General features: G+C 52.5%; 11 protein-coding genes. 4 read left to right on the top strand and 7 right to left on the bottom strand.

What is annotated here, in order from left to right; all coding sequences use genetic code 11:
• Positions 1 to 178 precede the first annotated feature (178 nt).
• Both ACCI51_RS01510 and ACCI51_RS01515 read left to right on the top strand, forming a co-directional pair.
• On the top strand, positions 179 to 754 hold the full coding sequence (locus ACCI51_RS01510; RefSeq protein ID WP_371842343.1) for a hemerythrin domain-containing protein: 576 nt from the start codon (positions 179 to 181) through the stop codon (positions 752 to 754).
• 38 nt (positions 755 to 792) lie between these two features.
• Positions 793 to 1,236: a SpoIIAA family protein gene (locus ACCI51_RS01515; protein WP_371842344.1), complete on the top strand. Its 444-nt coding sequence runs from the start codon at positions 793 to 795 to the stop codon at positions 1,234 to 1,236.
• Positions 1,237 to 1,362: 126 nt separating this feature from the next.
• On the opposite strand, the gene fnr (ACCI51_RS01520) is transcribed toward ACCI51_RS01515, so the two are convergent.
• Together fnr (ACCI51_RS01520) and ACCI51_RS01525 are read right to left on the bottom strand one after the other, a co-directional pair.
• On the bottom strand, positions 1,363 to 2,094 hold the full coding sequence (gene fnr, locus ACCI51_RS01520; RefSeq protein WP_371842345.1) for a fumarate/nitrate reduction transcriptional regulator Fnr: 732 nt from the start codon (positions 2,092 to 2,094) through the stop codon (positions 1,363 to 1,365).
• Between the two features lie 257 nt (positions 2,095 to 2,351).
• Positions 2,352 to 3,221 (bottom strand): SDR family oxidoreductase, encoded by an 870-nt coding sequence (locus ACCI51_RS01525; protein WP_371842346.1) that lies wholly within the window; start codon positions 3,219 to 3,221, stop codon positions 2,352 to 2,354.
• A gap of 239 nt (positions 3,222 to 3,460) precedes the next feature.
• Between ACCI51_RS01525 and ACCI51_RS01530 the strand changes: the two genes are divergently transcribed.
• Positions 3,461 to 4,465, top strand: a complete 1,005-nt coding sequence (locus tag ACCI51_RS01530) for an adenosine deaminase (protein ID WP_371842347.1) — start codon at positions 3,461 to 3,463, stop codon at positions 4,463 to 4,465.
• A gap of 41 nt (positions 4,466 to 4,506) precedes the next feature.
• Here ACCI51_RS01530 and fnr (ACCI51_RS01535) read toward each other — a convergent pair whose 3' ends face one another.
• From fnr (ACCI51_RS01535) to ACCI51_RS01555, 5 genes are all read right to left on the bottom strand, one after another.
• Positions 4,507 to 5,235 (bottom strand): fumarate/nitrate reduction transcriptional regulator Fnr, encoded by a 729-nt coding sequence (fnr, locus tag ACCI51_RS01535; protein ID WP_371842348.1) that lies wholly within the window; start codon positions 5,233 to 5,235, stop codon positions 4,507 to 4,509.
• A gap of 70 nt (positions 5,236 to 5,305) precedes the next feature.
• On the bottom strand, positions 5,306 to 6,691 hold the full coding sequence (hemN, locus tag ACCI51_RS01540; RefSeq protein WP_371842349.1) for an oxygen-independent coproporphyrinogen III oxidase: 1,386 nt from the start codon (positions 6,689 to 6,691) through the stop codon (positions 5,306 to 5,308).
• Between the two features lie 122 nt (positions 6,692 to 6,813).
• Positions 6,814 to 7,509, bottom strand: a complete 696-nt coding sequence (locus ACCI51_RS01545) for an OmpW/AlkL family protein (RefSeq protein WP_371842350.1) — start codon at positions 7,507 to 7,509, stop codon at positions 6,814 to 6,816.
• Between the two features lie 383 nt (positions 7,510 to 7,892).
• Positions 7,893 to 8,801 (bottom strand): 3-hydroxyisobutyrate dehydrogenase, encoded by a 909-nt coding sequence (mmsB, locus tag ACCI51_RS01550; protein WP_371842351.1) that lies wholly within the window; start codon positions 8,799 to 8,801, stop codon positions 7,893 to 7,895.
• A gap of 57 nt (positions 8,802 to 8,858) precedes the next feature.
• Entirely contained in the window at positions 8,859 to 9,965 is a 1,107-nt protein-coding gene (locus tag ACCI51_RS01555; protein WP_371842352.1) for an enoyl-CoA hydratase/isomerase family protein, read from the bottom strand.
• A 180-nt stretch (positions 9,966 to 10,145) separates the two neighbouring features.
• On the opposite strand from ACCI51_RS01555, the gene ettA reads away from it, so the two are divergent.
• Positions 10,146 to 11,810, top strand: coding sequence for an energy-dependent translational throttle protein EttA (gene ettA / locus ACCI51_RS01560; protein WP_299579843.1), 1,665 nt, complete (start codon positions 10,146 to 10,148; stop codon positions 11,808 to 11,810).
• Positions 11,811 to 11,813 lie beyond the last annotated feature (3 nt).

The raw sequence follows: 11,813 nt of genomic DNA on the forward strand, positions 1-11,813 counted from the left end.
AACGGCAAGAAAAGTATTCCTGCAGCCGACCCGCTCGAGCCTCCGCGGCGTTGCACTTGCCTAACTGCGCCAAAAGCCTCCCGCTAAATAGTGAAACTTTCCCCCACTTGATCCACATCAATTCTCTCCCCCCCTGCCGAGCAACAATAAGTCTCGAAACTGATCGCGGAGGTCTGGGATGAATAGCATCTACCGACAGCTCTGTTTAGACCATAAAAACATGCAGCAAATGCTCAACGCCTTTGAACATCTTCTGCAGGACCTTTTTGGAGATAGTGAGAGAGATCCGAATACCCTCTCGCTCATTTTGGATGCACTGGATTATTTTTCTGTCTATCCAGACAGGTATCATCATCCGGTGGAAGACCTAATTCTGGCCCGGCTTCTCACTAAGCCGGTACATGATCGCAATGCGATCTATGAAGCGCAAATGCAGCACGAACAAATTGCAGCAACCACCAAGCATATGTGTGCACTTTTTTATGCTGTTGCGAATAATGCCATGGTGGAACGAAGAGTTTTACAAGGAGCCAGCCGGGCTTACCTGCAGCTTCAACGCAGCCATATCGATCTGGAAAACTCAATAATATTCCCCCAAATAGAGCAATACCTACAGGTGGAAGACTGGAAGCAGATACGCAGGCAAGTAGAAGAAATTAAGGACCCATTGTTCAACAAAAGCACCAAAAATATTTATGAGTCTTTACACGAATACCTTACGCAACCAGAACAACCGATAAAAGCCTTCGCATAAAGCGTTAAAATTGGTCGCCAATTCAACAAGGAGGAAAGATGCAAATCAAGCGCCACGGAATCTCTATTGGCATGGAGAGAATGAACAGCGATTTCTTCCTGTACATTAAAGCCATCGGCCAACTTACACACGAAGACTACGAGCACATCACGCCCCTGCTCGAATACGCGCTTGCGGGAGTAAAAAAACCGCAAGTACGAATGCTGATAGATCTCAGAGATTTTGAAGGGTGGGGTCTACATGCTATCTGGGATGAACTTAAACTGACCCTAAAACACGGCAATGAATTCTACCGAATAGCCGTGCTAGGCGATGAGGGCTGGCAAGAGCTAGCCACTAAAGTTGGAGGATGGTTTGTCAGTGGCGAAGTGCGCTACTTCGAAAAACAGCATAAGGCCATGGATTGGCTCTCTCAGGCTCTAGAAAAAGAGTCAAAGAAAAGCGGTACCGGCAAGGAATTAGCTTTCTCCACACACTCCTGATAAGTAGTGGATTAAGGGGGCGTTTACGCCCCCCTTTTTTCTTCGTAAAACTCTTTCAGCTCAGTAAAGTCACACGCTTTCCCTTCAGAAAGCAACCCTCACAAGCCCTATCACGCATAGCCTCAACTATATATCGCCTTCATAACCGCAGTGAGTCCCAGCCAATTCACTAAGCCCAAGTAAATCTATTACCTGCACGACCCTGCCATTTACCCTGATAAGGTTCTGCCGCTGAAAGCGTGAAAATAACCGGCTAACCGTTTCTGCTGTCAGCCCCAGGTAATTAGCAATATCTGTACGCGGCATAGAGAGAATAAATTCACTGTGTGAATAACCGCGACTGGCGTAACGACTGGAAATATTGATCAACAATGCAGCGAGGCGAGTGTCTGCGGAACGCTTTCCCAACAACATTAATATTTCATTTTCCTGGCGTAATTCCTCAGAGAAAATACTGTATATCTGTTGCTGCAGGGCCGGAACCTGCTGAGCCAGGATTTCCAATTGCACAAATGGCAATCGGCAAACACTACTGTCTTCAAGTGCCTCAGCATAACTCGAATGCACTTGCTTGCTGTAGGCATCGAGTCCGAGCAACTCCCCTGGCAGGGCAAAATGTGTTACCTGCGTATCGCCATCTGCAGCAATAATTACACTTTTAAAACTGCCTGAACGAATGGCATAAAGATTTTGAAATGAGTCCCCTGGGCGGTAGAGAGACTCTCCCGCTTTGATCACTTTCTTTTTTCGAGTGACTTGCTCAAGACGAGCAATATCCTCCAGGGAAAGGCCTGCCGGTAGACACAGACGCCTGACAGAACAATTACTGCAACTTACCGCTACTGATGAGTCAATCATACCCAAGTGGCCGGATAACACTTTTCACAATTGTATCGGCAATAGGGAGAAGCGTCTCTATCCACAAATAAACATCAAAATCCATAGAACATTTTCCCAGAAAAGATCCATTCATTTCCTTAAAAAACTTTCATTTCCTGAAAAATTAAAATATTTTATCTGCCATTTTTGCAGGGAATAATTGACCAAAGGGTATTACTTGTTGTGATCCACGAGCCAACAATGCCGTGAACGGGCTACCGCGATCTCCAGGTGCTTTACGGATTCCTTCGCAACATGGTATCTATCACCATCTTCTGCTGTGCCTTACCACTTGGGTCTGCCTCTGTTTTATAAGCACAAAACTCATTGGCCCAAGTGGAGGTGCGCACCCGCACCGGCGGCTGATCACTCTCAATGACCTGCAAAACCACTTGTGCCACCTGCTCTGTGCTCTGGTAAAGGCGGGCTGTTTGTTCTGCTGTGCGCCCCTGGATACTCTGCAGGTATTGCTCAAAGACATCCCGGTAATCCCCCTCAGGCACGCCACCCTCTGCTTGCAACTGGGACAAAATACTGTTGGCAAATTCTGAATAGATGCCGCCGGGCTCAACGGCTGTAAATAAAATATTGAAGCTAGGTTGGATATAGCTGGCCATGGCCTCGGTATAGCCCTCCACGGCAAATTTGGCCGCACAGTACAACTCGTTAAAAGGCTGCCCCACCAGCCCTCCCACCGAGGAAATATTAACAACCCGGCCACTACGGGCTTTACGCATATAGGGGAGTACAGCCTTGGTACAGCGCACCACGCCCAGATAGTTCACATCCATCACCCAGTGGATCTCTGCTTCAGAGGCCATCTCTGTGGACTTTACAAAACCGGCACCGGCATTATTAATCAATATATCGATATGTCCCTGCTCCCGGATAATCGTATCCACACAGCGCTGGATAGTGTCCATATTTTGCACATCCAGTGGCAAAACCTTGAGTCCAGCACCGCGCTCAGCGGCCTCCTGCAACGGGGTAGCCTTCGCTAAATCCCGCATAGTGGCATAGACACAATATCCCAGTTCAGCCATTTTAATCGCCAAACTCAAACCCAGCCCCGTAGATGTTCCGGTAATCAGCACAACCTTACTCATAACCTTGCTCCGATGTCTCAATCCCCCTGCGAACAAGTAAACTTCTTAGTTTACCTATATGCTGACAAGTCTTTCTCTCATACCATCACAATGGGTTTTCTTGTACCTGGGCATTGGCCGGCTTTTCAGCCACCCAGGAGAAACTGTTACCATTGCCGGATTTAATGCCGCTGTTCGATAAAGGTAGCCCCTGGCTCCCGCAACAGCCCCCAAACCCACCCCCTAACACAGTTATTACTATGAGTATCGCCGACCTGGATTTTATTAAGGCCCTGCCCAAGGCTGAGCTACACCTGCACATTGAAGGCTCCCTGGAGCCGGAGCTGCTGTTTGAGCTCAGCAGGCGCAACAATATTGGGATTCCCTTCTCCAGTATTGATGAAATCAGAGCCGCCTATAAATTTCATAATTTGCAGTCCTTCCTGGATATTTACTATAAAGGCGCCTCGGTACTTATCCACGAACAGGATTTTTACGACCTGACCATGGCCTATCTGCAGCGCTGTCGCGAAGATAACGTTGTACACACAGAAATTTTCTTTGATCCCCAGACCCATACCGAAAGAGGCATTGATATTGGCGTGGTTATTCGGGGGATTCACCGTGCGCTAAAAGCCGCAGAGTCAGAGTGGGGAATGAGCAGCCAATTGATTCTCTGTTTCCTTCGCCACCTGAGTGAAGAGGACGCCATCGCCACACTGGAGTCCGCCAAACCCCACTTGGAATTTATCAAGGGCGTGGGCTTGGACTCCTCCGAGCTAGGTCACCCACCCAGTAAATTTCAAAAAGTATTTGCTATGGCCAAGGCGTTAGGTTTAGAGCGTGTTGCCCACGCGGGCGAGGAAGGACCGGCAGAATATATAAGGGAAGCCCTGGATTTACTCGAAGTCAGCCGGATAGATCACGGGGTTCGCTGTGTGGAAGATGAAACTCTGATTGAGCGCCTGAAGGAACAGGAAATTCCCCTCACTGTTTGCCCTCTCTCCAATACCGCGCTCTGTGTGTACGATGATATGAGCCAGCATCCCATTTTGGGCCTGCTGGAGCGCGGATTGTGCGTCACTGTGAACGCCGATGATCCGGCCTATTTCGGCGGCTATGTAAATAGAAATTATCTGGCACTAAGTGAAAGCCTGGGCATGACGAGAGAACAAGCTAAACGCCTGGCCATCAATAGTTTCAAAGCCAGCTATCTTACCGATAGTGAAAAACAGAAGTGGATAGATACTATCGAAGCACTTTAAAGAATCATTGGCCTGGCCCAGAGCATGGCCAGGCCAATGATTTAATCGTCATCATAGCCGCAGTGGGTACCCGCAAGCTCACTCAAACTCACCAAATCCAGTATCTCTACCGCACGGCCACTCACCTTGATCAGTTTTTCTTTTTGGAAGCGCGAAAATAATCGGCTCACGGTTTCGGCCGTCAACCCCAGATAATTGGCAATATCGGTACGTGGCATCGAGAGAACAAATTCGCTGTGGGAATATCCACGACGAGCGTAACGGCTGGAAATATTTATCAGTAATGCTGCCAAACGAGTGTCGGCTGAGCGCTTGCCCAAAAGCAGTAAAATATCGTTTTCCTGGCGCAGCTCCTCAGAAAAAATACTGAAAATTTGTTGCTGCAATGCAGATACCTGATGGGCCAGCAATTCCAACTGGGTAAAAGGTAAAAGGCAAACACTGCTATCTTCCAGGGCCTCGGCGTAACTGGGGTGAACGCGACTGCTGTAGGCATCCAGCCCCAATAATTCACCCGGTAGGGCAAAGTGGGTTACCTGGGTATCGCCATCCGCTGCGATAACGACGGTTTTAAAACTGCCGGAACGGATAGCATACAGGTTTGCAAAAGGATCACCGGATCGATACAGCGTCTCGCCAGCTTTTACAATTTTCTTGCGGCGCGTAACCTGCTCCAATCGATCAATATCTGCCTGGGATAATCCCGCGGGCAGACACAAACGTCTAACGGAGCAGTTGCTGCAGCTAACCGCTACTGAGGAGTCCATCATACGAAACCAGCCGGTAAACTAATTTGCGGCTATTGTACCCGCTGTGCCCTCGATCGTCTCCTGCAGAGAATTAAAGAACTCGGGAATATTGCGCATCCGTTTGCTGGTTGTGTAAATACATATCAAAAGCCGAGGCAACATTGCGTACGAACCAACGCCCCTGTTCGGTGACGACGATCGTTTTTTCATCCTGATAAATAAGACCATCGTCAAACATAGGCTGAAGACGCTGAAGCTCCTCGTGAAAATACTCGTCAAAGGGCACTCCAGCTCGACACTCTGCTTCAGTTTTGTCCAGATGCAGGCGACACATTAGCTCGGTAATCACCCATTGGCGCAGCTTGTCTTCATCATTCATCAGCCACCCGCGACTGGCTGCGTTGCCTCGCTCACCCACCGCCTGGGTATAGTCCTTCAGACGGTGCAAATTTTGCCAAAAGCCATTGCGGCTGTAGCTGATTGCCGATGCCCCTAATCCTACGAGGGCATCCGCGGGCATTAATGTATAGCCCTGGAAATTTCTCTGCAGCATCCCCGCATGTGCGGCCTTGGCTAATTCATCGCCTGGGCGGGCAAAATGGTCCATACCGAGGAATTCATAACCAGCATGGCCCAAATGCGCCACCGCCGCCAACTGCATGGCTACTTTTTCTGTGGAGGAGGGAATCAATTCGGTATCGATAAGGCGTTGGGCCTTAAAACGGTGTGGCAGATGTGCATAGTGATAGAGGGCGATACGATCCGGCTGCAAATCCAGTACTTTATCCAGGGTACTGTGCAAGCTGTTGAGATTTTGTTTGGGCAGGCCGTAAATCAAATCATAGGAAATTGACTCGAACCCTCGTTCGCGCGCCGCAACCGTCAGCTCGGTTACCTGATCAGCGCTACAAATCCTATTAATGGATCTCTGCACATCGATATCAAAATCCTGGACCCCAAGACTGAGGCGATTAAAACCCAGTTCCCGCAGGGTATCCAAAGTCTCCAGCTCGAGAGTGCGCGGATCGGCCTCGATGCTGTACTCCACCCCGTCGCCAGGGTGCAAATTGAAGATTTCACCAAGCCCTTCCATCAGGCGACGCATATCACCATCACTGAGGAAAGTGGGCGTGCCTCCCCCCAGGTGCAACTGGGTGACGGGCACCTGTGCCACTTTGTCCCGATACCAACGCGCTTCCTGCAACAGATTATCCAAGTAGCTGGAGGCGAGGCCATATTGCGAGGTGATTACCTTGTTACAGGCACAGAAATAACAAAGTGAGCGGCAAAAGGGGATGTGAACATACAGAGATAGGCTGTGAATATCTTGCAAGGTATCCCAGGGGCGGATGCTGCCATCCAGGGGTTTGAACCGGTCGGCGGTGGGGTAGGAGGTGTAGCGTGGGCAGGGTCCACTGTAACGGGACAGCAGCTCTTCCGACAAACCACCCATATTGCTCTTTGTCTCTTGCATCATATCTCGACAACCTCAATCAATCGTTTGCGACAGCCCCCCGCACAAACTAAAAGGCAGCTGCCGAGTTCTCACAGAGAAAACCACAGCAACTGCCCCACCCCAAAAACGAGAGTGTCGCTACCTTAGAAGCGGTAGCCAAGACCCGCCATATAGACCAGCGGATCGATATCTACATTGGCAGTCACTTTACCCAAGCCTGGTACCTTGACAGTGGCATCGGTCTCGATATCCATCCAGAACACAGACATGTTGAAAAGCCAGCGCTGGTCGGCGCCAAAGGCAAAGTCGATACCGGCTTCGGCGGCCAGACCGAAGGAATTATCCAGGGACAGCTTGGAATCACCACTGGCACCGAGACTCTTAAGAGTCGCATTACCTGTGCTAGTGATTTCCTCATCGAAGAAAGCGGTGTAGTTTACCCCCAAGCCCACGTAGGGCTGGATTGCAGACTGTGGTTCCATAGGGTACCACTGCAGCAGCAGGGTGGGCGGCAGGTGTTTGGTTTCACCCAGTTCAAAAGTCGCTCCCAGGCCCTCTGCGTTAATCTCGTGGCTAAAGGGCGTAGCGGCTACCAGTTCCACACCCCAGTGGTCGCGGAACATATACACACCGGTCAGGCCCAGTGCCGAGCCATTTTCCACATCCACACCAGTACCATTTTGTGCATCTCCATTTATGGAAAGTGCGCTGGAATTGGTGTCGGGTGCTACTGTGGCCATACCACCGCGCACAATAAAGCTGCCCTCTTCATAGGCCAGTACCGGTGCAGAAAGTACGGCGGTCAAGGCGGCTGTTGCACAAGCAGTTATACGATTCATCAACTTCTCCATATAGCGATTTAGCATTTTCCCGGCTCAGGAAGGCCCCCTCCAGGCACAATCACAAGTCGCAGGCAGGTTAACCGCTGGCCACGAGCCAAAGCTTGATCCAAATCAAGCAGTTGAATTTCGCAGAGTGAAAACCAGCGAACGCCCTGTTGCGCCATGTCTAGCCAAAATTTAAAGGATCCCGAACCGGGCGGCGAAGATAGCGACAGAGTTACAGCGAAGGAACTGGGAGGGCGGCTCTATTTGGTACCTATTGCCAATTTTGCGAACTGGTGCCAACTTTTACCGTTAGATGACAACGCTTTCTCCCCGGCTTCTGCCGATATCAGTCGGGGAGAAAGCAAGAGAAGCTTAGGGGATAAGACCGGCCAACCCTACCAGCTTAAGCCTCCCGCCGGACGGCGAAACATATTTTGGATACTGGAGAAGTCCAACGGCTGATTCTCGGCACTGGCCCCATGCAATTGATATAAATTTTTCGCCAGCGCGCCCATGGGTGTGGAGGAAGCGCTGGTCGCGGCAGCATCCATGGCAAGCCCCAGGTCTTTCAGCATCAGCGCCACGCTGAAGCCACCGGCATACCCATTGGCCGCGGGTACATTTTCCATGGCACCGGGGTAAGGGTTGTAATTAGCCAGGGACCAGTTATTGCCAGAGCTCGCGGTCATGATCTCGCTCAATACCTTGGGGTCTAACCCTTTATCGACGCCGAGCTGCAGCGCCTCGGCGGTGCCTGTCATATGAATCGCCAGCAGCAGATTGTTACAAATTTTTGCCACCTGCCCCGCCCCTGCTGCACCGGCGTGGAAAATCTTAACCCCCATCGCCTGCAGTGGCGCACGCGCGGCATCAATTACCGCCTCCTCACCCCCGCACATAAAGCACATGCTGCCCGCTTGAGCAGCGGCGGTACCGCCGGAAACCGGCGCATCGATAGCGCGCAGGCCCCGCTCACGCGCAGCCTCAGCCACAAGGCGAGCATCTTCTGCAGAAATAGTGGAGCAATCGATAACCAAAGTATTTGCAGGAAGCCTCTGTAACAGACCCTCCTCACCCAGGTAGAGCCCCTTCACGGCCTCGCCACTGGGCAGCATAGAAATCACAATGCCGGCACCATCAACGGCCTGCACAGAAGAGTCACAGGGTGTGCAGCCATCCCGCCGCGCCTGCTCCAGTGCTGTAGAATTCAGATCGAAAGCCGCTACCCTGTAACCGGCTTTCACCAGATTGGCAGCCATTGGGCCACCCATATTACCCAGACCAAAAAAGGCTATTTTTTCCATAAATGCCACTCCATATTTTGTTGTTGGTATCCCGCGCGTAAAGCGGCCCGGGTCGCTTTATAAATCCGCAAGCGGATGCGCCCCGCTCCATGGCGCCGCAAAGCAGTCCGCCAGCTGTTGTGGAATAATCTCCGTCAAGTACTGAGGTCGCCATTTAGGCGCGCGATCCTTATCGACCAACAGGGCCCGCACCCCCTCTTTAAAGTGGCCACTGGCACACAGGTTCACCGCGAGTACCAACTCCATGCGGAACACATCGGCGAGAGACCGATGGCGCGCGCGGCGCAACTGTTCCCACACCACCCAGGGTGTCAGCGGTGAGCCGCCGGCCAGTGTGGTTGCGGCGCGCTGCAGCCACTTATCCTCACCCTGGTAAGTGCTGATTGCCGCACAGACCTCAGGCAGACTGGCAAAATCCGTGAGTTGCTGGATCTGGTCAAAGTGCTCGCGTAGCACCGACTCGGGCCGCTGCAAAACGGGGAGCTCCTGGAGCTTAAGGCAGTGGCTGATTAATTGATGGTTAACATCGCTATCCAGTGAATATTCCAGTTCAGCCAGCGCGGCCAAAACGGGCTCACGCTGCGCCTGGGCAATAATGCGGTCGGCCATACCGACAAACAGGGCATCCGCACCGTTAAACTGGGCCCCGGTCAATCCCAGGAAAAGGCCCAGGCGACCGGGCATACGATTTAAAAACCAACTGCCGCCCACATCGGGAAATAAGCCAATCGTGATTTCCGGCATCGCCATTCGCGTGGTTTCAGTGACGATACGGTGGCTGGCGCCGGCCATAATGCCGATCCCCCCACCCATAACGATACCCCCACCCCAAACCACGATCGGTTTGGTATAAGTATGGATTTTGTAATCCAGGCGATATTCGCGAGAAAAGAAATCACTAGGGTAGCTATAGTCCGGGCTCTCGCCGTAGGCTGCCGACTGCTCGTACAACGCAACCACATCGCCGCCGGCGCAGAGAGCCTTGTCGCCACTGCCATCGATCCACACCGCAGCCACTTCATCATCCCTAGCCCAATCATCCAATTGTGCCGAGAGTCGATCAATCATCTGCAGATTCAACGCATTCAGCGCCTTGGGCAGGTTGAGGGTCGCGATCGCCAATGCGCCGCGCCGGGAGAACAATACCGGGGAGTCCTGATCCATTGCTTTCTATCTTATTGCACTTGTACTAGTTAGCGTCGCAGTTAATCACATATCAGATTCGGCGTCAGCCACACGCGGGTACAGTGGCGACAAGCGCTGGGGTGCGGTTGCACTTTTTACGCAAACTGATAAGTTGCGCGCAAATTCTGACCGATTCCAACACCCATTACGGAAGCTCAAATGGCCGAATACGTATACACCATGAACCGGGTGGGCAAAGTAGTGCCCCCCAAGCGCGAGATCCTCAAGGACATCTCTCTATCCTTCTTCCCCGGCGCCAAAATTGGCGTACTGGGCCTAAATGGCGCCGGTAAATCCACCCTACTGCGTATTATGGCTGGGGTTGATCAGGACTTTAACGGCGAAGCCCGCGCCATGCCCGGTATCAAAGTGGGCTACCTGCCCCAGGAACCCCAGCTCGACGCCAGTAAAACCGTGCGTGGCAATGTGGAAGACGGTGTGCGCGAAGCCATCGACGCCCTCGCAGGCCTGGAGCAGGTCTACGCGGATTACGCCGAGCCCGACGCCGACTTCGATGCCCTGGCGAAAAAACAACAGCAATTCGAAGACATCATCCAGGCCTGGGATGCCCACAATCTGGAGCACCGCCTGGAAGTCGCGGCAGATGCCCTGCGCCTGCCCCCCTGGGACGCCGACGTTAACAATCTATCTGGTGGTGAAAAGCGCCGTGTGGCCCTGTGCCGGCTGCTGCTCTCCCGCCCCGATATGCTACTGCTGGACGAACCCACCAACCACCTGGATGCCGAATCCGTATTCTGGCTGGAGCGCTTCCTGCACGACTTCACCGGCACCGTAGTAGCCATCACCCACGACCGCTACTTCCTCGACAACGTCGCCGGTTGGATTCTGGAACTGGACCGCGGCCACGGTATTCCCTGGGAAGGTAACTACACCACCTGGCTGGAACAGAAAGAGAAGCGTCTAGAGCAGGAACAGCGCGGCGAGCAGGCCCGCGCCAAAGCCATGCAAAAAGAACTGGAATGGGCCCGACAGAATCCCAAGGGTCGCCAATCCAAGAGCAAGGCTCGTCTCGCTCGCCTCGAGGAAATGCAATCCCAGGACTTCCAGTCCCGCAACGAAACCAACGAAATCTATATTCCGCCCGGTGAGCGCCTCGGCGACAATGTGATTGAATTTAAAGGGGTGAGCAAAGGCTTCGGCGAACGTCTGTTGATCGACGATCTCACCTTTCGCGTACCCAAAGGTGCGATTGTGGGCATTGTCGGCGGTAACGGCGCCGGTAAATCCACCCTGTTCCGCATGATTACCGGCACTGAACAGCCCGACTCCGGCGAAATCAATATTGGTGAGTCCGTCAAGGTCGCTTATGTGGAGCAGGGCCGCGAGAACCTGGATGATAGCAAGACCGTATGGGAAGCGATCTCCGACGGCCACGATATGCTAAAGATCAACAACTACGAAGTGGGCTCACGCAACTTTGTTGGCCGCTTTAATTTCAAGGGTGGGGATCAGCAGAAGCGCGTAGGTGAACTTTCCGGCGGTGAGCGCGGACGCCTGCACCTGGCCTACACCCTCAAGCAGGGCGCCAACGTACTGCTACTCGACGAACCTTCCAACGACCTGGATATCGAAACCCTACGCGCCCTGGAAGAGGCCCTGCTCAACTTCCCCGGCTGCGCCCTGGTAATCTCACACGATCGCTGGTTCCTGGACCGCGTAGCTACCCATATCCTCGCCTATGAGGGTGAGAGTGAAGCGGTCTTCTTCGAAGGCAACTACACCGAATACCACGAAGACTTTGTACAGCGCAAAGGGGAAGACGCCGCACCACATCGGATGCATTACAAAAAGCTGAAGACCTAAAAA

The sequence above is a fragment of the Microbulbifer echini genome, from assembly GCF_041447225.1.
GTDB classification, from domain to species: domain Bacteria; phylum Pseudomonadota; class Gammaproteobacteria; order Pseudomonadales; family Cellvibrionaceae; genus Microbulbifer; species Microbulbifer echini.